Source organism: Devosia sp. FJ2-5-3 (assembly GCF_029201545.1).
Lineage (GTDB): Bacteria > Pseudomonadota > Alphaproteobacteria > Rhizobiales > Devosiaceae > Devosia.
Genome location: NZ_CP104007.1, coordinates 2,198,264 through 2,225,015, shown reverse-complemented (window position 1 = coordinate 2,225,015; position 26,752 = coordinate 2,198,264). Strand labels below are relative to the sequence as shown.

Below are 26,752 nucleotides of genomic sequence, written 5' to 3'. Positions count from 1 at the left end.
GGCAGTTGCCCTGATGAAAAACGCGCGTCCGGTCTCGGACCGAACTGGACGCAGTGCCACCGGTGGAGACCATTGGGCCTGACCCTCTCCCATCATTCATCACCAGGCAGAAAGAAGGGATTGTCACGGCCGAATTTTTTCTGCTTCAACTCCAGGTGCTTGCGAAGTGCCGTTCGATCAATGCAGTCCCAACCCTGACGAGTGGCGGTGTCGGTGGCACTTTGCATCAACGACTTTATCTCGCCGATAACCCCGCCGCAGTAGCTCCACAGCATCAGTGCCAGCTGCTTCTCGTCAAGAGGGCTTTCCTTGGGAAAGAGAAGCTTCTTCTTCAGTTTCGACAGGAAGGTCACGAACTCACCCGGCTTCTCCTTTTCGAAATCAGGAGGGGCCAGTGGTGATAGCTCGATCCAGTCGGCGACGAGCTTTTGGGTTTCGTTTTCGCTCTTGAGGATTTTGAAAGTGCCCTCGGTCCCGACAGCTGCGACCTCGACACGCGCGACCTTGCACAAGGCTCTCAGCAGCACCACAGCTTCGTTGGCGCGAGCGCCCTTCACCTTCGCCAGTTCCTGGATGTCTTCGTAGATCACCAGTTTGGTGCGGAATGCCACCAGCTTGTTCGTCAAGGCCGACGCCAGGTCCCCACCATTCTTCCAAGGGTCCGGTCTACCTCTGACCAAGCCGCGCAGGGTGTCATCCCCGAGCGCCCGAAAGGTCGGATTCCCGATAATCTGGATACGAATGACGGGATGTATGCGCTGGGGCCCATCCATCATCGTCACATAGGAGACATTTGCAGCTTCGTTGACGCGCTCCTGGTTTCGCGCGAGATTTTCAGTAATGCCACCTAGCTGTTCAGCCAGGCGGATCATCCAAAAGTCGAGTGCCGTGGACTTGCCAACGTGTGACGTGCCTTGGATTGCGACGATCTGGCCAAAATGCCGGCTTCCCTGAAGTCCGTAGATGCTGTCCAGCGCGCCGACTATGCGATTGGACGTCGAATGAGAGATGAACGCCCTGCCGATGCTCCTGTTGCGTTCGTCGGGCGTTGCCGGACTTGGGGGAAGAGCGTCGGTCATACTTCGTAGATTCCGTCATCGTCGTCGTTGCCGGCAAATGGAACGGATTCTTCCCGCGCGTAAACCGGAGTGTCGTATTCAGCGCTCTCGATAGCTTGGCCATTCTCTTCTTCGAGTGGCGGCGCTGGAGGCGCGGGTATGTCCGGAACAAAGGAATGCTCGCTCGTCGGTACGGAGATGGTGGCAACTTCTTCCACCATCGCCGCACGCGATGCCTCAATGGCCAACTCCGCCAAACCGGGAGCTGCAAATGGTCCGCCAGCACCGTAGCGAGTGTAGTCGAATTCCTCTGCGGCGATGTCGTGTCCGTCGAAATCGGCAGCGCCACCCACCTCCGGCTGGAAAGACGGCTCTGAGATGTGTTCGCCCGCTTTGGGACGAGGTGCATCGCGGAGCTTCCTTACCTTGCGAGGTGGACCAGACAGCGCCTTGATGCCCTTCTGGGCATTGATACGCGCGTCACGAGCCGCCACTCGAACTTCCTTAGGATCCTTCTTTTTGGCCAACTGCTTGCGCATCTCGACGGCCTGTTTATGCGTCAGATTCCTCTTGGCTGTAATGCCTTGACGATATCCTTCGACATAGGCGACACCCTGAAGGCCAAGCACCCTGATTGTATCGTCGATGCCATGTTCCGGTACAATGATGACCACATCAACCTTGCCGCCGGCGTCAAAGTACATCTGACGTAGCCCTGTGGAGAAGTATTGGATACCGTCGACGTTGACACCATGCTCGGTCAGCTTTGCGCTCTGTGACCTGCCGGCAAAGATTTCGGGATCAGGCGGATTTTTCCAATTCAGGCTATCCAGCATACCCCTGCGATATCGTTCGATACGAATTTCACCCGTACCTGGCTCGACCCGCTGATTGTAATCCTCGACCAGGAAAATCGCCATTGCTTCCCTGATGAGCTCCAGGGTCATCGTTGGATTTGCCTTATCCGGATCCATCTCGGTGTAGTTTGCCTCCTTCGCACCAGGCTGCCGGGCAATGTGACGGTGCAAAACGTCGCCCAAGCCTTTCTCGATGCCGCCTTTCAGGTGACCGGACGCTTTCGGAAGATCCTGAATGACAAATCCCAAGCTGGCTGACAAACCGGCGACCGCGGCACCTCGATGCATAGACTCGCGGTCCACGGGGATGACGTCCGGGACCCCACAAACATCCCAGGTAGCCTTGAAGTCGTGGTTCATCGTTGCCATCCAGCTCGCTTTGGGCAGGACAGCCATACGAATGGCCTCGTGTACCGCGTACCAGTTCGGGCGGTCGAATGAGATGTAGTAGCCGCAGGCGGCTCCGCTGAACTTATCTTTCAGCAGCGTGAGCCAAGGTATCTTTTTCTCGCCGTCCACTCCGGTGAGCGCGTACTGATCGAGCGGGGTGTGGTCACATTCCACACGAGCCAGTGGCCCTTCAACACGGGGACCCTGAACTATGCCTGAGGTCAGGCGATCAGCCTCCCGACGACTGCGGTCGTAAGAGAGCTGCTGGTGGGCATTTCGCATTCTGAAGCGCCGGCGAACCAGGTGTTTGCCGATGTACTGATCTTCATCTGTGTTGCAGAGCGGATGAATCCCAATAAGCCCCTGGTCGTGCTTCTGCCAGACGATATCGTTGGCTTCATCTTGAACAGCAGCAATCGACTCCACCTGGTCGAGGTTATGGACAATCCGTTCGTCGATCAGGTCTTCAACGATCTTGATGACAGCCATGTACGGATCGTCTTTGGACCTGCGTCTCCCTTTCTTGTGGTCCTGATCGATAAGAGCCTTCGGGTTCTTACCGGACGCGATCCAGATCGGGTCCCACAAGCGTCGAACGGTTTGGACCTCTGGCTTGGGCTGCCCGGTGGTGTCCAAGGTCATTGCGTGTTTGATGGCATCTTCGATGGTCTTGGCAGTTCGCCGGACCTTGGGGCCAAACTTCACGTTATCAAGATAGCGACAGACTGTGGCCTTGAATTCAGCACGATCCCGCTGCTTCTGCGTGAACAGGTTCCAGTCACCGGCCAGGAGTTCCTTCACGGTGGGCGACAAACTTTGCCAATGGTGGTCCGCGACGATTTCAGAGCGATGCTGCAACTCGAAAACCTGGCGGCGATCGAGCGGGAATTTCTCCTTGGTGGTGACGTTCTGAACTTGCCATGTGGTCTTGACGGGATCGAACCCGATCACCTCACAGGTACGCCCCTTGATCCTTACAAAGCGGCCTTCTTCAAGGTCTTTAGTCCCGCCAAACATCATGCCCATTAGACGAACCTCGAAACCAGGTTCTGAAACCTCGACCGGGGCAGGAAGTATGAGGACCGGTCCAAGTGCAGACCGCCGTAGCGGTCGAGCAAGCAAGCGATGTTCAAGGCGCTACCGGCGAGGCTCCCGAGGTGTTTGGAGAACTCCAGTACGGTCATGTGCTCCGGCAGCGTTTTCAGGATCGCGGCCGCTTCCGCCAGCATCGGATCGGTGATGTGCGAGCTAAGAGCGCGACGCATTGCTTTGGCGTTGTGAAACCGAGGCTCACTGCGTATCTCAAGCTCCGTATAGAGCGTGAAGCGCATACCGAGAGCGGCCGTGGCTTCCTCCATGGCGGCAAAGCGGAGTGCCGCGGCCTGAGCTTCCTCGGGGTACTTATCTTTGTCGGGGCGAGCCTCCGATACGGGCTTGCATTCAATCAGACGATCAAGATGGCCCGGCCGACGGACCCATGAATCCGGGTACCATTCGCCGCAGTGTTTCGGCGACTCCCACGAAAGCAATCCGGGTTGCGATCGCGCAGCGGTCATGTCCGGCCAGACGAAGTCTGATACCGTCCAAAAATCACCTTCAATGCTGGATTCAAACGCCTTTGAGGCGAAACTCAACGCGTGAACAGGTGCGATCCCCGTGTAAAGCGACGCACCCGGCGTACGCAGGAACCGAGCTTCCGACCCACGAATGCTTTCGTGCTTGCGCTTCTGCCTCGGCAGGATCTGATGAGCGAACGGATCCCGATCGTCTCCAACACCATTCAACGCCATGGGGCCACGGACAATCATGCCCGTCACTGGATGTGTAGTTACATGTTCGATGTTTGGGGCAGGGGCGTAACGCCGACCCTTCGGTTTCTTGGGCATGTCTCATCGTTCCTGCCCAAGGCGCTCGAATCCTTGACAATTGCCAAGACTACGTGCAGCCTGATCGGGCGATTATGAAGCGCCTTGGGGACGGAGTGCTAACCCTGAATCCCTGGGGCTATCGTTTGGGAAAAGGTACCCTGTGCAAGGGGTGCCTTTTTCTTTTGGGGTGGTCGCTTTTCAATCCATTTTTAAACCTGCGTAATTGTCCGATGGATTTTGGAGAACCAAAAGCGAATTCCGCCTTAATCGATTGACTTTTTGAAAGCGGGCTCGCCAAAAAAATGAGTCAAAAGAGTCACTTAGCAGGAACGGCGTCTTCTCGTGAGGCATCCGCTCATCTCGCTAAGCTCTGGAAGAAATTGGCATTTTGGCGGTCAGGTGACCTAGCCTTCGGACGCCCTTAGGCGAAGACTCGGGCCTTGCATCCGTTCGGCAAGGCAGCAATTCACCTCGCCGAATTTGTCACTGAATCAACCTCAGATATCTACCTCAGCGCTCGAATCGTTCGGAGTCGCTCCGAGGGAATCGATTCGCGCGCGCTTTGGAACAGCGGTCCGACCGACAACATAGTGTGCGCTCGCAGCCCACTGCCGAGATCTGCCTCCAGGACGCCTTGCGCCAACATTGCGAGCACAGGCTCGAGGGGGAGGGGGCTGGAGTTTAGGGTTAGGAGAAGGGATTGCAGGGAAATACCCTCCGCGCGAGCACCAGCGGCTTCGAGCGCCTGATACCGAATGATCGGATCGACCGCGAAGCGCTTTTCAGCCCAAACCATGCGCGATGTTGTCCATAGCGGCTCCAGGCGCAAAGCAGCTCTTGCCACTTTCAGTGCTGCCTGACCAAACCCCAAACTATGGGCCGGTGCGTCGGTCTCGGAAATTATGAAGGCGAAGTCCGTTCCGGCAATGGTCAGACCAAACGCGAACTCCACTGGTGCAACCGACCACTCGACATCAGATATCGGCCGAATACTGGAAACTGTCGGGTCCAAAGCGGCCTGTATCAACGCATCGCGCTGCCATCGTCGCGGATAATGAATGGCAGCTGCGCTTTTGAAGCAAGTAAATCCGGGATATCGCTCGATCGGATGCAGGGCAGGCGATGAAGGTTGCAACATGGTTCGACTTCGAAAACGGACAATTCTAGACGACGAAGGGCCGCCTGCATGGCCCTTGGCATTATATAAAAGCGGTGGGAGGAAGACAGTCAACAGATATCTGGCTATCTAGCTATTTCATGATAGCTTGTTCTTCGATATAATCTATCGCCAAAGTATCGTTGAGCCAGTCGACCTGTACCGATCTCATTGCTCGTGCTATTCGAAAACTATGCAGTCCAAAGCTGAAACGCGCTCGGCAAGGGAACGGTCGGACGGCCGCAAGCCTCTGCTGCTCTATGTAGACCCCGACGTCATTCATGCGCTCAAGATCGAAGCTCTTGAGAAGAACACGCATGCCTATTTGATTGTCGAGGAGCTGCTCAAGAAGCACCAAGGATAGGGCGGCCAAGGTTCCGGCTATCCTTGAATAACTCGCAACCTGTTTTCGGAAATCTCGGGCTACGACATTTCGTACCGAATTGTAGCGTCGCAGCTACCACGAGCGGGTCTTGCCAGAGCATGACCAACGCCAGACCCGCGCCTCCAGATTGGAACGAAGCTGATCAACCAGGTCACGCCTTAAGCCTAGGTTGTAGGCTTTTGCGGGATGCTGGCGCCCAGGTTGTATCTTTCTAGGATACGAGCGAACATCCGCGATGTAGCCAATAGGGATACGTTGTATTCTTTTGTGGGTGCCGACAGATATCCCGCGTCAAAACGCACGAATCCCAGGTCAACGTCATTCGCATAATATATATTATGGAACAAATATGCTGGCGTGGAAGGCTGGGGCGACATAAGTTGTTGTCCTCTTACACTCAAACCTGTCCCTCAACGGGCAATTGCCCAGTTTGACTGGCTCAGCCGTTCGAGGTGCGTGCTCGCGACATATCAGAATGGTTCTCGCCCGGGCCTTCGGCAGGCTACCGCCCACCATGGAAGCTGCCTCGTGGTACCAGATTTTCTCCCAACGCGGCGACTTCAAGACGGTGCGGGCCTTTGCAGCCAAAACCCTGCCTAGGCCGGTCATCCACCTGGACTTGGTGAAGGATAATCGCTTCGTTGTGATCTGTCGCGCAGGGACCGCCCCGTAGCGCATCCTTACCTACAGCACCAACAGCGCCCCCCTGCTCTCGATCACAGTGCTTAGATCGGGACGCCCCAAGGTCGCCCCGATCTCTCGTCGTTCATTTAGGCCGTTTGCCGGCTCTGACGCGCAGCGCCAGGTGTGGGCGACCGGGGAGTTCCACGGCGAAGGCGGCGTCGGGCTTGCGCTGGACGATGGTTGCGCCGTGGCGGGTCGGATGGTTTTCCGGGGCAGCGACGATCTTGGCGGGCTCGACCGCCATGTTCCAGGTGTCGATGATATCGGCATGATAGTCGCCTTCATCCTTGGGCAGGCCGGCGGACCAGATCACTGGCTGGTGCTCACCGAAATAGATGATCGCGGTGTCACCGTCGCGCGCACCCGACACCCGATTCCAGGGGTAGCGAGTCATCGGATCGATGGGCTCAAAACCGTGCTGGACGTCTTCCTGCATCACATCGCGGAGGAAGCCAATGCGCTTCCAGGCTTCACCATGCAGTTCGCCGCCCTTGGCCCACCAGAGGAGATCGTCGGCATTGGCGAAGGTTTCGCCGTGGCCGGCATAGCCGCCGCGCATGGTGGTAATCCAGTAGCGGTGCACCAGTTCCTCGGCGGAGATGCTGCCCCAGACCTGGATGATATTGCCTTCGTATTCCGGCTCGTCATTGATCACCGGCTTGCCATAGGCGAGGCGCCATTCACCGGTGCGCTTCACGTCCCAGTTCTGGATGCAGACATGGGTGACCCATGGCTTGCGGTGGTCGTAATTGGCCTCCGGATCGCCATTGTGGATCGAGCGCAGGTGGCCGTAGGGATCGTTTTCTTCCAGAATATGGAAGTAGCGCCCCCACTGGCGCATCGGCTTGGTGTTGAGCAGGAAGTCGTATTCGTTGGCGAGAGACCACCAGACGTTGCGATAAGCCGAGAGGCGCGCGGCAAGATATTCGACATAGGCGTAGTCCTGCGCCTCACTCATGTCGCAATAGCCCCAGCGGTCATAGGGGTGGAACATGATGATGTCGGCTTCGATGCCGAGTTCGCCCAGCGCCTTCACCTGATTTTCGAAGTGACGGAAGCTTTCAGGGTTGGGCCGGTCAAAGTCGTACTGGCCGTCTGCCCCCTTCTGGTAGACGTCGTGCAGCGCCTCATTGACGTTGTACGGATAGTCCTTGGGGAAGACGCCCATGCGCAGCTTGTTGAAGCGCGTCTTGGCCATGGTTTCGAGCGTCTTGGTCTGCTCGCTCAGCGGCTGATGGGTCCAGGCGTAGCAGGTGGTGCCGAAGGGCAGATAGGGCGTGCCGTCTGCATAGGCGAAGTGGAACTTGTTTGCCACGCGGACCGGACCATGGACGCCGTCGCGCGGAGCGGTAACGGTGAAGCTGCCGGTCTTGCCATCGAGGTCAGCTACATTGGCCTTGGTCGAAAAACTCCACTCCCCTGGGTTGTCCGGCATGAAGCGGATGCGGAACACGCCGTCGCCATCATAAAAGCCCGGGACGCGGACCACGCGGCTGTTCTGCTGGAAGAAGGCCTCGAGCTTTACATCGAGGAAGGGATTGCCGGAGGACGGGCCCTCAAAGCTGGCCTCGAACACATCCCATTGTGCAACAGTGGTCATCTCAAAAACTCCTCAGCCGTCGACGCGCTTGAACAGCATTGCCAGATAGGGTTTCGGCTCGAAATTCAGCCGGTCCCCCCGCTCGACGCTGTCGGCGAGCTTCGTCTCGGTCATGTTCCAGGTATCGATCAGCGTGGCCGAATATTTTTCGCCCGGCGGCACGGCGACATCGAGTTCGCTCGGCTGGTTCTCGCCCATGTAGACGAGATAGTAGCGATGCGCCTGTCCGGCGGTGGCCCACCAGGCCTGGGCGCGCGGCCAGTCTTCCTCGCCTGCTGCGGGCGTGAACAATTGCTGCATCACCACATTGTCTAGGCCACCCATCATGGTGACGCGATAGGCACCGGTGGACTTGACGGGGTCGAGACCCTCGTCCGGCCCCTCTTCAAGAATGCGCTTGAGGAAGGCGATGCGTGCGACGCTTTCGCCGACGAGCTTGCCGCCCTTGGCCCACCAGAGCTTTTCCTCATCGTTGTAATAGGTCTCGCCATGGGTGACGTAACCGCCATTGACGGTGCCGTCCCAGAAGCGGCGGACCATCTTCTTGGCCGAGATATTGCCCCAGAGCTCGCCGATGTCGCCCTCATAGCAGCACTCGTCGATGGAGACGGGCTTGCCGAATTTCTCGCGCCACAGCGCCGACTGATTGGCCGAGGAGCGCTGGATGCTCGAATGGGTGATGCGCGGGTGGTTGTGGTCGTAGAAAGCAAAGCAATTGTGGACGCTGAGCAGGTGCCCATGCGGATCATTGTCGGAGACGATGTGGATGAACCGGTCCCAGTCCGCCATGGTCTTGCTCGGCATCAGGTCATATTCATTGGCCATCGACCACCAGACATTCGGCAGCGCCGATAGACGCGCCGTCAGGTATTTCAGATACCGGTCATCCTGCGCCGGGGTCATGGTCGAGAACCCCCAGCGGTCATAGGGGTGGAAGATGATGAGGTCGGCCTCGACGCCGATTTCGGCGAGCTGGTTGATGCGCTTTTCGAGGTGGCGGAAATAGTCGGGCTCGAAACGCTCGAAATCAAACGCCCAGCCATATTCGCCGCGGAAGCTGCCGGTCCATTCGCTGCTGCCCTGCTTCACCAGCGGGAAGGGATAGCGATCGGGCTCGTTCTCGTTATAGCGATAGTGCTTGGGGAAGACGCACATGCGGATCTTGGTGAAAGGGGCCTCCGCCAGCGTCGCCAGCGTTTCCTCTTCCACCGCATCGCCCTGGAGATTCCACACATAGGCGGTGGTGCCGATGTTGATGTAGCGCGTGCCGTCGGCGTAGCGGAAATGGTGGCGGTTGGAGACACGCACCGGGCCGTGGTGGCCGGGCTTTGCCGCACCGACCTCAAAGCTGCCGGTTACGTGATCAAGCGCCGAGACATTGCTCGATGTCTGATAGGTCCAGGTGCCGGTCGTGTCGGGCAGGAAGCGCAACTTGTAACTGCCGTCGCCATCGTAAAAGCCGTTAACCCGCACCACGCGGTCGCCCTGGGTGAAGCTGGCGCGCAGCTCCACATCCTGGAATGGATTGCCCTCGCTGGGGCCGGTGAGGGTGAGTTCATACGTGGCCCACAGCGACGCGTCGCCGGTGGCAGTGGCAATCCTGGTCATGTGATCTTCCGTCAGAAAGTGGGATTTCGTGCGAACGAAACGCCCTAGTTGCTGGCCACAAGCCGTGGGCGTTCGCGCCAGCGGCTGGTCGTGGTGGGAATGGAGCTGAGAAGCAGCCGCGTGTAATCGTGCTGCGGATCGGACATCACCTTCCGGGCCGGACCGAACTCGACCACCCTGCCCTTGTTCATCACCGCTACGAAGTCGGAGATGTAATAGGCGGTGGCGAGATCATGGGTGATGTAGACAAAGCTGCGCCCCTCATCATCGCGCAGGCGCTTGAAGAGGTTGATGATGATCATGCGGCGCGACGCGTCGATCATGCTCACCGGCTCGTCGGCGACGATCAGCTTGGGCTGCGGGATGAGCGCACGGGCAACCGAGATACGCTGCAGCTCGCCGCCCGAGAACTGGGCGGTGTACTTGCCGCGGATCTCGTCGTAGTCGAGCCCGACATTCTTGAGCGCCACTTCGACGGCCGCCTCGGCCGGGGCGGCGTCGAGGCCAGCAACGCGGCGCGCCGTTTCCAGCAGATAGGCATCGACCGGACGATAGCGGCTGAACGCTTCGAACGGATTCTGGAAGATCGGCTGCACCAGCCCGAGGAAATCCTTCCGCGAGGGAATGGCGCCCTGCCCGGCCACCACATCGTCATAGACAATGGCACGACCGCTGGTCGGTGTCTCAAGCCGCAGCAGGGTCTTGGCTAGCGTGGTCTTGCCGCTGCCGGATTCCCCGACCACTGCGATGACGACAGGCTTGTCGCTCTCGACCGTGATATTCACGTCATCAAGGGCGTGGATGTTCTTGCCCCCGACGATGCCGCCGCGGCGATAGACCTTGTTGAGGGCTTCAGTCTTGAGAATGAAGGTCATCAGGCAGCTCCCGCGCCCAGATTGTCCGATTGGGCCACAAAGTGATTGGGCTTGACCTCGACGAGCCGGGGCTCGACGCGATAGACCCTATCGCCGCCGGCGCCGGCCTGGCTGGCCAGCACGCCGCGCATGCTATCGTCCCCGATGGTCGGCAGGCTGTCGATCAGCATCTTGGTATAGGGGTGCTGCGGGTCGGCGAAGACACTGTCGGTATCGCCATATTCGACGACGCGGCCGGCATACATGATCAGCATCTTGTGGGTCACCTGATAGTGCACGCCCATGTCGTGGGAGACGACGAGGATGGTGTTGCCCATCTCTTCCTGCAGCTCCATGAGCAGCATCAGGATGTCCTTCTGCACCACCACGTCGAGCGCGGTGGTCGGCTCGTCGGCGATGATGAGCTCGGGTTTAAAGAAGGTCGCGAGGGCAATCATCATGCGCTGGCGCATGCCGCCAGAAAGCTGGTGCGGATAGGAATCCATCGACTCCGGTGGCAGGCCAAGTTTGCCGATATAGGCGCGGGCCGTTTCCAGCACCCGCTTCTTGTTGCTGTCGGTGCCCGGGAAATCGATGAACTGGTCGCGAATGCGGATCACCGGGTTCAGTGAATTCATCGAGCTTTGCGGCACATAGGAGATGGTCTTGAACCATTCTTCGCGCACGTTTTCCGCCGTTACCAGCTTCCCGTCCCGGCCCTTGAGGCCGTAGTCGATGCTGCCCTGGGACACATACATGGGCGACTGGATATCGCCATAGATCGCCTTCATCAGGGTCGACTTGCCCGAGCCGCTTTCGCCGGCGATGCCGACGACGCAATTGTCCGGAATGGTCAGGGTCACCCCATCCACCGCGTCGATCACGCGGCCGCCGATGCGATAGCTGATCTTGAGGTCGTTGAGCCGGATCATGACACGCCCCGCTTGCTGGCAAAGGCCTGATTGAAGCCGGTGGAGGTGAGGAAGAGGCCTAGGAAGAGGGTCACGGTCGCCACGATCGGCGCCACGATCCAGGGGTACTGGCCGGTAAAGAGGGCATTGTAGCTGAGCGCCCAGAAGATGATGGAGCCAAGCGTCGGCACTTCGACCTTGGAGAGGCCGATCACCGCCAGGGTTGCCTCGGTATTAATGGCAAAGAGCACGGTGTTGATGAAGCCCACGAGGATATAGGCCGACACATAGGGGAACACTTCACGGGCGAGGACCTGCACCGTATTCGCCCCGGAGAAGCGCGCCATATTGATGAACTCCCGCTCGCGCAGCGACAGCGCCATGGCGCGAACCGTGCGCGCATCCCACGCCCAGCCAAAGATGATGATGATCAGGCCGACCGTAAAGAACGAGGTGTTACCGCGGATCAGTGCGCCAAGAATGATGAGGATTGGCAGAAGCGGGATGGTGATGAACGTATCGACGATCAGCATCACGCAGCGCTCGAATGCGCCACCGATATAGCCGGCGCTGAGGCCGACGATGGTGGCCACAATGGTGACGCCCACCGCAACGAGAATGCCCAGCATCAGCGAGTTGCGCACCGCAACGACGAGGAACCAGAAAATGTCCTGGCCGAGCGAATTGGTGCCCAGCCAGTGCACGCCCGACATCGGCAGATTGCGCATATAGGTCGCCTGGACCGACGGGTCGGCCGGCGCGAACATCGGCAGGATAAAACTGCCGACGCCCATGACGAGGAGGATGGTCAGACCCACCGCGAGGCGGCCGTTGAGGAGCCAGAGCAGGCCCCTGCCCTTGCGTGCGGATTTGGTGGAAACAGGTGGCGCAGTCACGATCGCCACCGGATCAACTTGGTTGCTGTCGACGGTCATTTCGTGCGGATCCGCGGGTCAAGAAGGGGATAGATGAGATCGATCACAAGCCCGGCCGTAGCGACGGCGACGATCGAAAGCGTGATCGCACCATAAAGGACGTTGTAGTCGCCACCCGTTGCGGCGGTCCGCATGATCAGGCCGATGCCGGGATAGGAGAAGATCATCTCGGTCAGCAGCGCGCCGTTGAACACCATGCCCAGTGACAGCGCGAGAGCCGTTACCTGCGGCAGCAGCGCATTTCGGAACACATAGCGCGTCATCCGCGTCCAGTTGGACGTGCCCTTGAGCCGGGCATAGGTGACATAGGGTTCTTCGGAGGTCGCGACGGCCAGGGCCTTCATCGAGAGGATGTTCCAGCCGAACCCGGCCAGCACCAGCGTGATTCCCGGCAGGAGCGAATTGTAAAAGATCATGCCGATCTTTTCCGGCGTCATCTGCCCCACCGGGAACGTGGGCGAGAGCGGAAAGACCGGGAAGATATAGGCCAGCAGCAGCAGCACTGTGACGGCCAGGATGTAATAGGGAATTGGGTAGAGCAGGATGCCGAGGAACTCGAGCACCGAGGCCGCCTTCTTCTTGTGGAAGTACCCGGCAACCAGACCCACCATATTGCCCAGTGTCCAGGCGATCAGCGTCGCCGTCAGCAGCAGCCCCAGCGTCCAGGGCAGCGCGTTGAGGATCATCGCCGAAACCGGCTGCGGGTAATAGGTGAAGGACGGCCCGAAATCGAGGCTGAAGACCACACGCTTCATGTAAGACACATATTGCGTGAACAGGTCCCCGTTCAGCCCATAGAGCTCTTCGAGATTGGCGCGAAGTTCTGCGATTGCATCTGATGTGAGCGTGCCGTTGGCGCGGCTCTGGAGCTGACCGATGTAACCATCGACCGGATTGATCGGCATCAGACGCGGCAGCATGAACGTTATCGTCAGGCCGATAAAGAGCACCGCGAAGTAGAGGCCGAGGCGCTTGGCGACATAGCGCAGCACACCCATGGGCAAATCCTTTGACGTCGGAAAATTTGCAGGGCGACCGGGATCGGCCGCCCTGCTTCAAAACCGTCAGATGTTTACTGACCGGTCGGTTCGATGGAGACCACAGCCTTCTTGAACGAGCTCCACCAGGTGTAGGGAGCGGCGTAGAAGTTGTCCTGCTTGGGGAAATTGGTCCAATAGGTGCTGTTGGTCGGGATCGTGGTCGGGATGTTCATCAGGTTGATGATCTGCATCTCGCTGGCGATCTGAAGCGCGATGTTCTGGCCGTTTTCGACGAACTTCGGATCATCGAGCGGCAGCGCAGCGCCTTCATCCACAAGCGCCAGAACCTTCGGATCGGTGATGCGTGCATAGTTGCCGCTCAGCGGATCGGTCGAGTCTGCGGGCTTGATGTTGCTTTCGCGGAACTGGTTCCAATTGCCGAGCCAGTTGGCGTTGTAGACGCAGGTGTTGGACCAGTTGATCGCCAACTCGTTGCGGGCATTGGTGTTCTGGACGGTGGTGAATTCACCATTGTCCACCTGGCGCGCATTGACGTTGAAGCCAGCCTGGCGCCAGCTGTCGGCAATCGAGAAGCCGAGACGCTGCAGCACCTTGTTCCAGTCGCCCGGAATGACGAATTCGATCATCCAGGGCGAGCCATCGGGAAGCGTGTAGAAGCCGTCGGAACCCTTCTTCATGCCGACCGAGGCGAGGAGCTTTTCAGCTTCTGCCGGATCATGCTTCCACCAACCCACACCGAAGCCTTCGTTGACGGCGTCGCCGGTCGGCAGCAGGGACTGATCGATGCCCTGGGCAGCCAGGGTCTCGACGAGTTTGGTGCTGAACTCGGTGTCAAATGGCCTGTAGCCATCGCCGATGGTCAGGTTCTTCAGCGCTTCGAGATTGGCGTCGTAGAAGATCGGGCCGGTGATGGGGGTATCGGGCAGCGGCAGGGCCGCAGCCTTGAACTGGCCGCTCATGGCGCTGATGCCGACCTGCGAGAGGTTGAGCGACAGGGCGAGAGCCCAGCGCACTTCAGGCATGTCGTAAGGCGCACGCTGCTGGTTGATGTAGACGCCATAGGAGCAGGCGTCGTTCATGTCGTGGTAGGGGAAGGTCGAGGAGAAGGTCTCGACCTTGGGATTGCGGGCCTTGGCAGCGTCGATGCTGTCCGGGCTCATGAAGGTGTCGACGTCGTACTGGTTCTGGACGAAGGCCAGGGCGCGGGTCTCTTCAGCGCCGAAATCCTTGTAGAGAATGTACTTTGGCTTGGGCTCTCCGAGATTGCCCCAGGACGAGTTCTGCCAGTCGTCACGCAGCTCCCACAGCTGCCAGAAGCCGTTGGGATCGAATTCCTTGATCTTGTAGGGCCCGAGGGTGACGGCAGGCGCATTCTGGAAGGTCACGACTTCGTCGCCGAGCGGCTCGAACACGTGCTTAGGCACCCAGTTGAACGGCGTGCCCCAGGTATAGACACCGAGACGGGTCGTCAGATCGTAGGACGGGTTCACCGTCTCCACCTCGAAGGTGTAGTCGTCGATCTTCTTGTAGCTCTTGATATACACCACCGCGCTGGCGACGTTGGTCAACTTGTCGCGGTATTTGAAGGCAGTATCGAGCGAGAAGATGATGTCGTCGGTGGTGAACTCGACGCCGTCGCTCCAGGTGATGCCCTCGCGGATCTTGATGCGGAACTGCGTGTTTTCTTCGTTCAGCACTTCCGGGAAGCCATCGGCCATTTCCGGATAGGACACGCCGGTCGCCGTATCCATTTCCCAGAGATAGCCCCAGCCCAGCTCGCGGAAGCCGCGCCAGATGGCGTAGGAGTTGAGCGGGTTCTGCGCACTTGGGTTGGCCGCGCGACCATCGAGGGTCTGCACGATCAGGGTTTCGCTGCGCGGTGTACCGACGTCGGTCATCGCCTGCGCAAATGCGGTAGTGGTCATCAGGGCGCCTACAGCGGACGCCATCAAAGTGCGGCCAAGCCGATCCATTCGTTCCTCCTTTGCCGATTGCCACCCTCACGCTGGCAACCTGAAACGCGAGGCGTTCCTGGAAAAAAGGGACGAGTTTCCACCCTCGCGAACCGGGCGATCCGGCACACGTTTTCTCTGGGATATAACCTGTCCTGTTCTCCCGTGCGCTCCCCGCTACGACCGCAAGTTCGAAGTTATATATTTTCGATTTCTTGCGATTAGTAACGATTATGCACGGCAATTCGCATTGTCAATGCCTTTCGAAGGATGTCAGCGCGGGAGGCCGACCAGCCTTTAGCTGGCGACGATCACTTCGACGCCACGTCGCTCAAACTCAGCGCGGTCTTCATCGGAAATGCCTTCATCGGTAATGAGCGTGTGTACCATTTCCACCCCACCCAGGGCGGAAAAGGAAACGCGGCCAATTTTGGTCGAGTCGGCCAAGAGATAGACGTGCGAGGCCGCCTTCACCATGGCGCGCTTCACATAGATGTCGCCAATTGCCGGGTAGGTCAGGCCGACATCAAAGGACACCCCGGCAGTCGCGAGGAACAGTTTCTGGGCGTAGATACCGACAAAGAACTCTACGGATTTTTCACCGCTCAGACTAAGGGTCGGCGCCTTGAACTGCCCGGCCGGCATATGCACCGTATTGGTGGGTATGGCCCCCAGGATCAATGCGATATTGAGCGCATTGGTAATGATATTAAGATCCTGTCGTGGCTTTAAATTTTCTGCAAACTGGGTAGTGGTCGTGCCTGAGTCGATGATCAGCGTGTCGTTGTCGGCAACCAGGGCTGCAGCGGCAGCGCCGATAGCGCGCTTCTTGTCCATATTCTGAATGTGTTGCAGCGACATCGACTGAACCTGCTGCGGGATGGAGCGCAGATAGGCGCCACCGTGCTCGCGGGTGATATATCCGTCAGAATCAAGGCGCTCGAGGTCCTGGCGGATCGTCGCCTCGGAAACGCCAAACGCAGCAGACAGGTCGCGAACACGGGCACTCCCCTCTTCTTGCAACCACTCAAGGATCCGCATGCGACGCGGTTCAGCGAGCAGTTGCGGCTGGCCGCCACTCGCCGTGCCAAGTGTCGCTCGACGGCTTGTTCTGACCTTTTTCATTTCTTTCCACCTTCCACGTGCCCCGGCATCCTAACGCCTGAGGCTTGCTTATCCATCAATTCTCTGGGCCGCTTAACAGGATTGTCGCTATAGGCGATGGCACAATTCACAACAGCTCGAAACACAAGACGAAAAAAATCACGAATTTTCCTTATTGCGCGATAGCGATGTGCCTTGTACCAATCTCAAAAAATCGGCTTCACTGAATTGAAGTACCCTGTCGGCAGTAGCGCCGACTGTAGAGACTTGCCTGGGAGGTAACATTGCCATCGCCCACTCAACCACAGTCCACTGATCGAGCCGCAGAAATTGCCGCCCAGGCGCTGTGGATTCGCCGCCGCAGTTTCCAGATGGTGTACGAGGCGCGGCAGGGGCATCCCGGCGGGGATTTCAGCGCCGCCGATATTCTCGCGACGCTCTATTTCGGCGTGCTGCGCCATGATCCGAAGCATCCCCGCGATCCCGCGCGCGACCGGTTCGTGATGAGCAAGGGCCACTGCACCGGCGCCTTCTATTCCGTTTTGGCCCGCGCAGGCTTCTTCCCCGAGGCCGATCTCAAATCCTATATGAAGCCGCTCTCCAGGCTGAACGGCCATCCCAACCGCAATTATCTGCCGGGGGTCGAGACCAATACCGGCCCGCTGGGCCATGGTCTGCCGGTCGCGACGGGCATTGCCATTGCCGGCCAGCTCGACAATGCCGATTTCCGCACCTTCGTGCTCACCGGCGACGGCGAGCTGCAGGAAGGCAGCAATTGGGAATCGGCGCTCACCGCCGCGCACCGCAAGCTCGAGAACCTCACCCTCATCATCGACCGCAATCGGCTGCAGCAGGGTGCGCGCACCGAGGACACCGCCTCGCTCGATCCGCTGGATGACAAATGGCGCGCCTTCGGCTGGCATGTCGAGATCGTCGATGGTCACGACCATGGTGCGCTTCTCGATGTCCTCTCCGCCTCGCCCAAGGGTCGCGGCAAGCCGCTCTGCATCATTGCCAATACCTTCAAGGGCAAGGGCGTCAGCTTCATGCACGACAATGTCGCCTGGCATCATGGCGTGCCCAACACGGAACAGTTTGAGCAAGCCATGGCGGAGTTGGTCTGATGAGCGCTACTGCCCCTGCAAAAGCCGGTCTCTTTGATTGCCGCGACAGCTTTGCCTCGACCATCGAGGCCTTGGCCGCAGCCGATCCGCGCATCGTCACCGTGGTCAGCGACAGCGTCGGCTCGTCCAAGCTGGGTGGCTTCCGCAAGAAATTCCCAGAGCGCATGGTCAATGTCGGCATTGCCGAACAGACGCTGGTGGCTGTCGGTGCCGGTCTCGCCAATGGCGGCAAAATCCCGTTCGTTTCGGCTGCCTCGTGCTTCATCACCGGCCGCGCGCTGGAACAGGTCAAGGCCGACATTGCCTATTCCAATGTCAATGTGAAGCTCATCGGCCAGTCGAGCGGCGTCGCCTATGGCGAGCTCGGCCCGACCCACCATTCGATCGAAGACCTCGCCTGGCTGCGCCTCTTCACCAATCTCAAGCTGATCGTGCCGGCTGACCCGTGGGAGACGGCGGAGGCGATCAAGGCCGCCGCCGATCATGACGGCCCGGTGTTCGTCCGCGTCAGCCGCATGGCCGTGCCGGCACTGGAGCGTCCCGCCGGGGCAAGATTCGAGATCGGCAAGGCCGAAACGCTGGTTGAGGGTTCGGACGCCACCATCATCGCGAGCGGCACCACCGTCCACCGCGCCGTCGCGGCGGCCAAGACGCTTGCCGCGGAGGGCATTTCGGTCCGCGTCGCCAACATGTCGACCGTCAACCCGCTCGATGATGAGGCTATTGCTGCCGCCATCGACACCGGCGCCATCGTCACTGTCGAAGAGCACTCCGTCCGCGGCGGTCTCGGCGGCGCCATTGCCGAAGTGGTGAGCACCACCAATCCAGTGCCCATGCGCATTCTCGGCTTCCCCGGCTTCGTGCCGACCGGCTCGGCCGAGTGGCTGTTCGACAATTTCGGGCTCAATGAAGCCGGCATTGGTGACGCCGTGCGCCAGACTATCGCCCGCAAGAAATGACCGTTCCCGGCCTCATCCTCGCCATCGACCAGGGCACTACCAACACCAAGGCACTGCTCGTCGATGCTGCCGGAACTGTGCACCACCAGGCGTCGGTGCCGAACATCGTCACCTATCCGCAACCCGGCTGGGCTGAGCAATCGGCGACGGCGCTGGTGGATGGTGTGAAAGCGGTCATCGCCGAAGTCGTCGCCAAGGCGGGTGATGCCGAGATCGTCGGTATCGGGATTTCGAACCAGCGCGAGTCCATCGTCGTCTGGGACGCCGAAACCGGCCAACCGATCGGCCCCTGCATCATCTGGCAATGCCGCCGCTCGGCCCCCAAGTGCGACGCCTTGCGCGCCGAAGGCCATGCCGAGACCATCGAAGCCAGAACCGGCCTCGCCCTCGACCCGCTTTTCCCGGCCGCAAAGATCGCCTGGTTGCTCGATAACACCCCCGGCGCGCGGGCTCGCGCTGAAGAGGGAGAGCTTAGGGTCGGCACGGTGGATAGTTGGCTGTTGTGGTCGCTCACCGGCGGCGCGGTGCATGCGACAGATCATTCGAATGCCTCGCGCACGCAGCTCTTCAACACCGAAACCCTGAGCTGGGACGCAGAGCTCTGCGCGCTCTTTGAAGTGCCGCAGTCCATGCTCGCCGAGGTGAAATTCTCCGACACGCGCTTTGGCGAAACGGCCGAGGGCGCGACCGCCCTGCCCGCCGGCACGCCCATCCTCGCCATGATCGGCGATTCCCACGCTGCCCTTTTCGGTCATGGCGTGCGCACGCCCGGCACCGTGAAGGCTACCTATGGCACCGGCACCTCGCTTATGGCGCTGACGCCTAGCCGCGTCCGCTCTAGCCATGGTATTTCCAGCACCATAGCCTGGAGTCAGGGTGGCACGGTGTTCCACGCGCTTGAGGGCAATATTTCGGTGTCCGGGCAGACCGCCGCCTTTGCCGCCGAACTGCTCGGCCTTGCCGACGCGGCTGCGCTGTCGGCACTGGCCGAAACCGTTGACGACAGCAATGGCGTGGCCTTTGTGCCGGCACTCGTGGGCCTTGGCGCGCCCTACTGGCGATCCGATGCACGCGGCACTATCACCGGCCTCTCGCTCGGCACCAAACCGGCGCATCTGGCACGGGCCGCCCTCGAAGCCATCGCCTTCCAGGTGTCGGACGTCTATTCGGCCATGGAAGCCGATATGGGCGAGGCGCTCGGCCAGTTGCGCGCCGATGGCGGGGCTTCGCGCAATGGCCTCTTGATGCAGTTCCAGTCCGACATTCTGGGCCGCCCGGTTGCCGTTGCCGCAGCGCCCGAGGTGAGCGCCCTGGGCGCCGCCGCCCTCGCCTTCTCGTCTCTTGGCATTTCCATGCCCGGCGTGCCCGCTGCCGGTCACTTCTTCCCGGCGATGGACGACGACAAGCGCAAAAACCATCGCCAGCGCTGGCAGTCCGCTATTCAGCAGACGCTGGCAAACGGCCAACACGATCTACAGAATTCCGGAGGAACCCCATGACCACACCCCGCTTCGGCGCCGGTATCTGGCACTTTGCCACTTACCTCGACCGCTATGCCACCGACGGCTACGGCCTGCCGCGCAACATCATCGAGGCTATCGACATTGCCGGCCAGGTGAAGGACCTTTCGGTCGTCGATCTCAACTGGCCCTATTTTGGCGGCGAGTTCTCCGACGCCCAGATCAAGACGGCGCTCGATCGCAACAATCTGTCGGTCATCGGCATTACGCCGGAAATCTATACCCGCGACTTCGTCAAGGGCGCGTTCACCAACCCGGACGCCGGTATCCGCCGCAAGGCGCATGAGCTCATCACCGCCGCCTGCGACGTGGTCCGCTTCCACAAGGCCGACTACGTCAAGCTGTGGCCCGGCCAGGACGGCTGGGACTATCCCTTCCAGGTCGATTATTCGACCCAGTGGCAGCGTTCGCTCGACGGCGTCGGCCAGCTCGCATCGGAAAATCCGGACCTCAAATTCGTCATCGAATACAAGCCGCGCGAGCCTCGCGTGCGCATGAGCTTTGGTTCGGTCGCCCGCACCATTCTGGGCATCGAGAAGATCGGCCTGCCGAACGTCGGCATCCTGCTCGACTTCGGCCACGCCATCATGGGTGGGGAATCGGCGGCTGACTCGGCCCAGCTTGCCATCGATCACGGCCGTCTTTTCGGCATGGACGTGAACGACAATTATCGCGCTTGGGACGACGATCTCGTCGCCGGCAGCCTCCACCCGCTCGAGCTCTTCGAGTTCTTCTACGTGCTCAAGAAGAACAAGTGGGAAGGCGTCTGGCAGCTCGACCAGTTCCCGTTCCGCGAGGACAGCGTCGCCACCGCGACCCATGCCATCGATTTCCTCAAGGCCGCCGCAAAGGGTCTTGATCGACTGGACTTCGACGCCCTGCAGGAAGCCCAGAGCCGCCACGACGCCATCGGCGCCATGAAAATCGCGCAGAAGGCCCTCTTCGGCGCACTTGGAGAGCAGGAATGACCAGTCTTCCCCGCGAAAAACGCGCCCGTCTGATCCTCAACACAGACGCCAAGAACGAAGCTGACGACCAGTTCACCATCGTTCATGCGCTCCTGACCCCGACCTTCGACTTCCACGGCATCATCGCCGCCCATTTCGGCGATCACCGCTCGAAGACCTCAATGGAGGACAGCCGCGTCGAGATCGATCATCTGCTCAAGCTGATGGACCTCGAAGGCCGCATCCCGGTCGCCAATGGCGCACCAAAAGCCCTGCCGGATGAGCAGACCGCCGTGCCCTCGCCCGGCGCCCAGATGATCATCGACGAGGCGATGAAGGACGACGACCGTCCGCTCTATGTTGCCTTCCTCGGCCCGCTGACCGACATGGCCTCGGCCATTCTGATGGAGCCTCGGCTCAACGAGCGCAATGTTATCTGCGTCTGGATCGGCGGCGGCGTCTGGCCCTCGGGCGGTCGCGAATTCAACCTGATGAACGACATTGCCGCCGCCAATGTGGTGATGCGCTCAAACGTTCAGGTCTGGCAGATCCCGTCCACCGTCTATCGTATGATGTCGGTGAGCTATGCCGAATTGCAGGAGCGCTGCGAGGACAAGGGCCCGATCGGCAAATATCTCGTAGACCAGCTGATCGACTGGAACCTTCGCGTCCATCAGGGCCCGATCGAGCACCGTTCGCTCGGCGATACACCATCGCTGTCGGTGATCCTCAACCCGATGGGCGGCACCTACGAGTGGCGCCCTGCTCCCGAGTTCAGCCCGCACATGCATTACATACACAATGGGCAGAACCGTCCGATCAAGGTCTATGACTCGATCGACATCCGCTACATTCTCGAAGATTTTTACGCCAAGCTCGCCCGCTTCCACCGCGGCGTGCAGGATCTGGCCAATTTCGGATAGGAGCATGTTCCTAAGCGCCTAGCAGGACTTGTCAGTCCACCAGTGTCCCGGCGGCGCTTAAGCCTCATGCAAAGCGGCCACTCGAGGGCGCGGCAAGCGTACCGCGCCCCCCATCATCGTTTTCCGCCGTCAATGACAGTATATTGGCCGCTCATAGGCCACTAAAAACTAACGCTGAGGATTCCGTCGGAACGCTTTTAGCCCTCGGCGAAGCGCTCCATGACCCGCGAGGTCGAACCCCTACACGGTCTCGCTGGTCTTTCTCATGTTGCGGGCTGAGATCGCCGTTAGAGTGATCCTCGCGGTATCGACTAAGCGGCGTCGCTGAAAGGCATCAGGCCGTCGCAGCAGAAGCTACCGACTTTCGTGGGCGGATATTGAGCGCTCGCAGAGCATTCAAGATGACTGCCACGTCGATTGCCTCCTGAATGAGGGCACCCTGAACCGGCGTCAGATAACCATAAGCCGCGGCAATCATGCCGGCCACGGACAGGCCAATCCCTACGGCGACGCTCTGGAGTGCGATGCCTCGGGCGCGTTGGGCGATCTCGATACCAGGCAAGAGCCGGTCGAGATGATCGACCAGCAGCACGACATCGGCGGCCTCGGCAGAGGCGGCGGCGCCGCGAGCACCCATCGCCACGCCGACATCAGCCACCGCGAGAGCAGGAGCGTCGTTGACACCGTCTCCCACCATCATCACCGGACCATGCGCGTGCTCTGCCGCAACCAGAGCGACTTTCTGTTGGGGCGTCAGGTCGGAACGGACGGCATCAAGATCCAGCCCTGCTGTGATCTCGTCTGCCACGGCCTTGCGGTCGCCTGTTGCCAACTGGATGCGCTGCACCCCAAGCCCGCGCAGCCCTGCCAGGAGTTCCCCTGTGCCCGAACGCAATGCGTCCGCCATAATGATATGACCCACCAGCTGTCCATCGATGGCAACAGCTACCAATGCGCTACCGGCGGCGAGAATTTGGGTTTCAGCGGCCACTGCGCCGGTTTGCTGGGCGACAAATCCTGCGCCGCCGGCCGCTATCAGTCTCCCCTCTACCAGGCCTGTGAGGCCCTCGCCGGGTAATTCTGTCACGTTGGTGGGCACAGCGAGCACCAGTCCCCGCTCGTGCGCAGCCTGCACGAGCGCCCGCGCCATCGGATGTTTGGATGCCTGCTCGAGCGAAGCTGCCAGCCGAAGGATATTGTCCGGATCAAGGACAGTCAGGGTTTCTATTCGCGCGATCTTCGGACGCCCATCGGTCAGAGTGCCGGTCTTGTCGAGCACCAGGCTCTTGACCCGCGCCAGCGCCTCAAGCGGCTTTGCCCCTTTGATCAGCACCCCGAAATGGGCCGCCCGCGAGATGCCGGCCACGAGGGCAACGGGCACCGCCAGGATCAGAGGGCAAGGCGTCGCGACAACGAGGACAGCAACCGCTCGAATGGGGTCTCCGGTGAACAGCCAGGCCGCCCCCGCAAGCACAATAGTTACGACGAGAAAAAGCAGAGAGTAGCGGTCGGCCAGCCGGGCCATAGGGGCTTTGGATGCCTGCGCCTCCTCGACGAGACGGACAATGCCGGCATAGGTGCTCTCGGCTGCCTTCTGCGTGGCCCTGAGGTCGAAACTATCGCCCGCATTGGTCGATCCGCTCATCACATCCTGTCCGCGCGCAAGACGAACAGGCAGGGACTCGCCAGTCAGTGCCGACTGATCCAGCATCGCACCGACGCTCTGCAGCACGCCGTCGACCGGAGCCACGTCACCCTGCCGGATCAGCAGAAGATCGCCGACATCGATCTCGTCGAGTTCGACGTCTTCAAGACCACCATTCCTGTATCGGGTGGCTGTCCGCGGCACTCGTGAGAGCAGATCGCTCATCGCTCTCCTGGCCCGCCCCTCCGCAAAGCTTTCGAGGAAGGTGCCACCCGAATACATCAGAGCGACAACTGCAGCAGCGAGCGTTTCCCCGAAAAGGAGGGCGGCCGACATGGACAGGGCCGCCACGATGTCGAGGCCAACTTCTCCCCGGGCAAGGCTGCGGACAATCTCGACGACCAGAGCGAGAAGAACCGGCACCACCCCGACAATCCAGATAACCGTAGCGAGTTCCGAGTGGTCGAGCACGAGCGCGAGGAGGCCACCGCTTAATCCTGCCAGCGCAACGCCAAGCAGCGAAGTGTTCATCCGGTCCTGCATCTGGTTGGGCATGTCGACCGTTCCAGTAAACTATTTTCGAGCCGAAGAATCAGACCCAGAGATCATGCCCGGGACGCAATAGAGACTATAGAGCGTCTTGAGTATTTCCCGCACTTCGTCCGACGCAAGGCTATAGTGAATCTGCTGGCCATCGCGCCGTGTCCGAACAAAGCCCCATGCACGCAGCTTGGAAAGATGCTGGGAGAGAGGCGATTGTGCCAGCTCCACATGTTCAGCGATCTCGTTGACGCTCATTTCTCGGTCGAGCAGATTGCACAGGATCATCAGGCGCTTGGGATTGGACATGGCTGTCAGCAGCTGAGATGCCCTTTCGGCATTCTCCTCCATCATTGACAAATCCATCTTGAACATATTAGCAAGCTCGTATATACGAATTTTCGACTAAACGCTTATCGCGTGTTTTGGCCCCGTTTTCAAGAAGGTTCAAACGCCTTCGAAACGTGACCGCCGAGAGCGCCGAAATCGCAATTCGACTTTTGTTACCTGCTGCTGAGATCCGTATCGATGACAGAATTCACCCCCATCCCAGCGCTGATTGGCGGAAGCCTGATCGGCCTCGCTTCTGTGCTGCTTATGGCGTTCCATGGCCGCATTGCCGGCATGACCGGCATCCTGACCGGTGTTCTGCCGCCCGTGACCAAGGATTGGGGCTGGCGCGCCGCCTTCCTGCTTGGCGCCGTTGTTGCGCCAATCTTGATCCCGCTCGTGTCCGGCTTTGAGGTGTCCTTCGCCTCGCCCGTGCCGGTGATGTGGGTGATGATTGGTGGTGTGCTCGCCGGCATCGGTGTGTTCTTTGCCTCCGGCTGCACCTCTGGTCATGGAGTTTGCGGCATTTCCCGTCTTTCCGGCCGCTCGATAGCCGCTACCGCTACCTTCATGGTCGCCGCCGTCGCCACCGTCTTTGTCATTCGTCACACCCTCGGAGGCTTCTGATGCAGCGTAACATCCTTGCTGGCCTCTTCGGCCTCATCTTCGGCGCGGGTATCGCCATCTCCGGCATGATCAATCCCGCCAAGGTGCTGAACTTCTTCGACATTGCCGGCAGCTGGGATCCGTCCCTGCTTCTGGTCATGGGTTCGGCGCTGACCGTCACTGCCACTGGTTACCGCTTCGTCTTGCGCCGGGAGCAACCCGTGCTCGACCAGCAATTCCACTTCCCGACCAAACGCAAGCTGGACGTTCCGCTGATCGGGGGCTCGGCCGTGTTCGGTATCGGCTGGGGCATTGCCGGCTTCTGCCCCGGCGGCGCCATTCCCGCCCTGGGCTTGGGTGATGTCTCTGCCTGGGCCTTTGTGGCCGCCATGATCGCAGGAATTCTGACCGCTCGCACTTTGCGCCGTTTCGCCCAGCAGCGCGTTACCCAGACAGCCTGACCCTCACCGAGGAGTTCTAGAAATGACCACCATTCCCTTCACCCCCGACCTGACTCTCCGGCCGGAAGTGACCGCGTTCTTCGACGCGCCGACCAACACGATCTCCTACGTCGTCAAGGATCCGAACTCATCGTCCTGCGCCGTTATCGACTCGGTCATGGACATCGACTACGCCGCTGGCCGCATCACCTATGATGGAGCGGACAAGATCATCGCCTTCATCACAGAGCAGGCCCTCAAGCTCGAATGGCTGATCGAAACCCATGTCCACGCGGATCACCTCTCGTCCGCGCCGTATATCCAGTCCAAGTTGGGCGGCAAGCTCGGCATCGGCGAGAACATCGTCATTGTGCAGGAAACCTTCGGCAAGATTTTCAACGAAGGCACCGAGTTCCAGCGCGATGGCAGCCAGTTCGACCGCCTGTTCAGGGACGGCGACAGCTACCATATCGGCGGCATGACGGCCCATGTGATGCATACGCCTGGCCACACCCCGGCCTGCATGACGCACACGATCGGCGACGCCTCTTTCGTCGGTGACACCCTGTTCATGCCCGATGGCGGCTCGGCCCGTGCCGACTTCCCGGGCGGCGACGCGCGCACGCTTTATCGCTCGATCCAGCGCGTCCTGGCGCTGCCGCGCGAAATGCGTCTCTTCATGTGCCACGACTACGGGCCCAATGGCCGCGACATCCAGTGGGAAACCACAGTCGGCGACGAGATCGAGCACAATATCCATGTCGGCAAGGGCACGGACGAAGACAGTTTCGTCGCCATGCGTGAAGCGCGCGACGCCACTCTCTCCATGCCCAAGCTGATCATTCCGTCGCTGCAGGTCAACATGCGCGCCGGCCAGCTTCCGCCCAAGGACGAGGACGGCAAGACCTTCCTCAAGGTTCCCATCAACGGTCTGTGATGCCCCTTCGCAGCCCGTTTCCTCCTCCGCTTCGGCGGAGGAGCCCCCTTTTCCTCATGCGTCAGGACAACATCAAATGAATATCCGTCAACTCAGCCCCGACTTCTCCGCCACCGCCCAGATCACGCCGGAACAGGTCAAGGAGATCGCCGCCGCGGGCTTCAAGTCGATCATCTGCGCCCGCCCGGACAATGAAGATGCCGGCCAGCCGGATTTCGCGGCGATTGAAGCCGCCGCCAAGGCTGAGGGTCTCGTGGCCATCCATATCCCGGTCTCGGGCATGCGTGGTGAAGGCCAGATCATCCGCTTCCATCAGGCCTGGGAAGACAGCCCCAAGCCCATGCTTGGCTACTGCCGCTCCGGCGGTCGCGCCGGCAGCCTGTTCGCTACTCTCGACGTCTGAGCCAGCCTGAATTTC

At 60.1% G+C, this 26,752-nt stretch carries 24 protein-coding genes; 10 read left to right on the top strand and 14 right to left on the bottom strand.

What is annotated here, in order from left to right; genetic code table 11:
* Positions 1–92 precede the first annotated feature (92 nt).
* The 4 genes from N0P34_RS10795 to N0P34_RS10780 all read right to left on the bottom strand — a co-directional run bounded on the left by N0P34_RS10795 (position 93) and on the right by N0P34_RS10780 (position 5,311).
* Positions 93–1,079 carry a TniB family NTP-binding protein gene (locus N0P34_RS10795; RefSeq protein WP_275603254.1) on the bottom strand — a complete coding sequence of 329 codons (987 nt, stop codon included), beginning with the start codon at positions 1,077–1,079 and terminating at the stop codon, positions 93–95.
* On the bottom strand, positions 1,076–3,331 hold the full coding sequence (locus tag N0P34_RS10790; protein WP_275603253.1) for a hypothetical protein: 2,256 nt from the start codon (positions 3,329–3,331) through the stop codon (positions 1,076–1,078). The genes N0P34_RS10795 and N0P34_RS10790 overlap by 4 nt, the downstream gene beginning before the upstream one ends.
* On the bottom strand, positions 3,331–4,191 hold the full coding sequence (locus tag N0P34_RS10785; protein WP_275603252.1) for a hypothetical protein: 861 nt from the start codon (positions 4,189–4,191) through the stop codon (positions 3,331–3,333). The genes N0P34_RS10790 and N0P34_RS10785 overlap by 1 nt, the downstream gene beginning before the upstream one ends.
* 487 nt (positions 4,192–4,678) lie before the next feature.
* Positions 4,679–5,311, bottom strand: a complete 633-nt coding sequence (locus N0P34_RS10780; protein WP_275603251.1) for a hypothetical protein — start codon at positions 5,309–5,311, stop codon at positions 4,679–4,681.
* A 211-nt stretch (positions 5,312–5,522) separates the two neighbouring features.
* On the opposite strand from N0P34_RS10780, the gene N0P34_RS10775 reads away from it, so the two are divergent.
* Entirely contained in the window at positions 5,523–5,693 is a 171-nt protein-coding gene (locus tag N0P34_RS10775) for a hypothetical protein (RefSeq protein WP_275603250.1), read from the top strand.
* A 787-nt stretch (positions 5,694–6,480) separates the two neighbouring features.
* Here N0P34_RS10775 and N0P34_RS10770 read toward each other — a convergent pair.
* The 8 genes from N0P34_RS10770 to N0P34_RS10735 form a co-directional block, all read right to left on the bottom strand.
* Positions 6,481–7,998, bottom strand: coding sequence for a DUF5060 domain-containing protein (locus N0P34_RS10770; protein WP_275603249.1), 1,518 nt, complete (start codon positions 7,996–7,998; stop codon positions 6,481–6,483).
* A 12-nt stretch (positions 7,999–8,010) separates the two neighbouring features.
* A complete protein-coding gene (locus N0P34_RS10765) occupies positions 8,011–9,606 on the bottom strand; it encodes a DUF5060 domain-containing protein (RefSeq protein ID WP_275603248.1) in 1,596 nt (531 codons plus the stop codon).
* Positions 9,607–9,650: 44 nt separating this feature from the next.
* Positions 9,651–10,481 carry an ABC transporter ATP-binding protein gene (locus N0P34_RS10760; RefSeq protein WP_275603247.1) on the bottom strand — a complete coding sequence of 277 codons (831 nt, stop codon included), beginning with the start codon at positions 10,479–10,481 and terminating at the stop codon, positions 9,651–9,653.
* The gene (locus tag N0P34_RS10755; RefSeq protein WP_275603246.1) at positions 10,481–11,392 is read right to left on the bottom strand and encodes an ABC transporter ATP-binding protein; all 912 of its coding nucleotides are present in this window, start codon (positions 11,390–11,392) and stop codon (positions 10,481–10,483) included. The genes N0P34_RS10760 and N0P34_RS10755 overlap by 1 nt, the downstream gene beginning before the upstream one ends.
* Positions 11,389–12,306: an ABC transporter permease gene (locus tag N0P34_RS10750; protein ID WP_275603245.1), complete on the bottom strand. Its 918-nt coding sequence runs from the start codon at positions 12,304–12,306 to the stop codon at positions 11,389–11,391. Before N0P34_RS10750 ends, N0P34_RS10755 begins: the two co-directional genes overlap by 4 nt.
* Positions 12,303–13,304 (bottom strand): ABC transporter permease, encoded by a 1,002-nt coding sequence (locus tag N0P34_RS10745; protein ID WP_275603244.1) that lies wholly within the window; start codon positions 13,302–13,304, stop codon positions 12,303–12,305. Before N0P34_RS10745 ends, N0P34_RS10750 begins: the two co-directional genes overlap by 4 nt.
* A gap of 74 nt (positions 13,305–13,378) precedes the next feature.
* A complete protein-coding gene (locus N0P34_RS10740; RefSeq protein ID WP_275603243.1) occupies positions 13,379–15,280 on the bottom strand; it encodes an ABC transporter substrate-binding protein in 1,902 nt (633 codons plus the stop codon).
* 276 nt (positions 15,281–15,556) lie between these two features.
* A complete protein-coding gene (locus N0P34_RS10735; RefSeq protein WP_275603242.1) occupies positions 15,557–16,384 on the bottom strand; it encodes a DeoR/GlpR family DNA-binding transcription regulator in 828 nt (275 codons plus the stop codon).
* A gap of 308 nt (positions 16,385–16,692) precedes the next feature.
* On the opposite strand from N0P34_RS10735, the gene N0P34_RS10730 reads away from it, so the two are divergent.
* Genes N0P34_RS10730 through N0P34_RS10710 form a run of 5 tightly spaced genes read left to right on the top strand, consistent with a single transcriptional unit; the run spans position 16,693 to position 21,836 of the window.
* On the top strand, positions 16,693–17,487 hold the full coding sequence (locus tag N0P34_RS10730; protein WP_275606961.1) for a transketolase: 795 nt from the start codon (positions 16,693–16,695) through the stop codon (positions 17,485–17,487).
* On the top strand, positions 17,487–18,446 hold the full coding sequence (locus N0P34_RS10725; RefSeq protein ID WP_275603241.1) for a transketolase C-terminal domain-containing protein: 960 nt from the start codon (positions 17,487–17,489) through the stop codon (positions 18,444–18,446). Before N0P34_RS10730 ends, N0P34_RS10725 begins: the two co-directional genes overlap by 1 nt.
* On the top strand, positions 18,443–19,945 hold the full coding sequence (gene glpK / locus N0P34_RS10720; RefSeq protein ID WP_275603240.1) for a glycerol kinase GlpK: 1,503 nt from the start codon (positions 18,443–18,445) through the stop codon (positions 19,943–19,945). The genes N0P34_RS10725 and glpK overlap by 4 nt, the downstream gene beginning before the upstream one ends.
* Positions 19,942–20,934 (top strand): TIM barrel protein, encoded by a 993-nt coding sequence (locus tag N0P34_RS10715; RefSeq protein ID WP_275603239.1) that lies wholly within the window; start codon positions 19,942–19,944, stop codon positions 20,932–20,934. The genes glpK and N0P34_RS10715 overlap by 4 nt, the downstream gene beginning before the upstream one ends.
* Positions 20,931–21,836: a nucleoside hydrolase gene (locus N0P34_RS10710; protein ID WP_275603238.1), complete on the top strand. Its 906-nt coding sequence runs from the start codon at positions 20,931–20,933 to the stop codon at positions 21,834–21,836. The genes N0P34_RS10715 and N0P34_RS10710 overlap by 4 nt, the downstream gene beginning before the upstream one ends.
* 334 nt (positions 21,837–22,170) lie before the next feature.
* On the opposite strand, the gene N0P34_RS10705 is transcribed toward N0P34_RS10710, so the two are convergent.
* Together N0P34_RS10705 and N0P34_RS10700 are read right to left on the bottom strand one after the other, a co-directional pair.
* Complete coding sequence (locus N0P34_RS10705; protein WP_275603237.1) at positions 22,171–24,036, bottom strand: heavy metal translocating P-type ATPase; 1,866 nt, start codon at positions 24,034–24,036, stop codon at positions 22,171–22,173.
* A gap of 18 nt (positions 24,037–24,054) precedes the next feature.
* Entirely contained in the window at positions 24,055–24,375 is a 321-nt protein-coding gene (locus tag N0P34_RS10700) for a metalloregulator ArsR/SmtB family transcription factor (protein ID WP_275603236.1), read from the bottom strand.
* Positions 24,376–24,549: 174 nt separating this feature from the next.
* Between N0P34_RS10700 and N0P34_RS10695 the strand changes: the two genes are divergently transcribed.
* From N0P34_RS10695 to N0P34_RS10680, 4 genes are all read left to right on the top strand, one after another.
* A complete protein-coding gene (locus N0P34_RS10695; RefSeq protein WP_275603235.1) occupies positions 24,550–24,978 on the top strand; it encodes a YeeE/YedE thiosulfate transporter family protein in 429 nt (142 codons plus the stop codon).
* Positions 24,978–25,418 (top strand): YeeE/YedE family protein, encoded by a 441-nt coding sequence (locus tag N0P34_RS10690; protein ID WP_275603234.1) that lies wholly within the window; start codon positions 24,978–24,980, stop codon positions 25,416–25,418. Before N0P34_RS10695 ends, N0P34_RS10690 begins: the two co-directional genes overlap by 1 nt.
* Before the next feature lie 22 nt (positions 25,419–25,440).
* Positions 25,441–26,334 (top strand): MBL fold metallo-hydrolase, encoded by an 894-nt coding sequence (locus N0P34_RS10685; RefSeq protein ID WP_275603233.1) that lies wholly within the window; start codon positions 25,441–25,443, stop codon positions 26,332–26,334.
* 76 nt (positions 26,335–26,410) lie between these two features.
* Positions 26,411–26,737 (top strand): TIGR01244 family sulfur transferase, encoded by a 327-nt coding sequence (locus N0P34_RS10680; protein WP_275603232.1) that lies wholly within the window; start codon positions 26,411–26,413, stop codon positions 26,735–26,737.
* Positions 26,738–26,752: the final 15 nt, after the last annotated feature.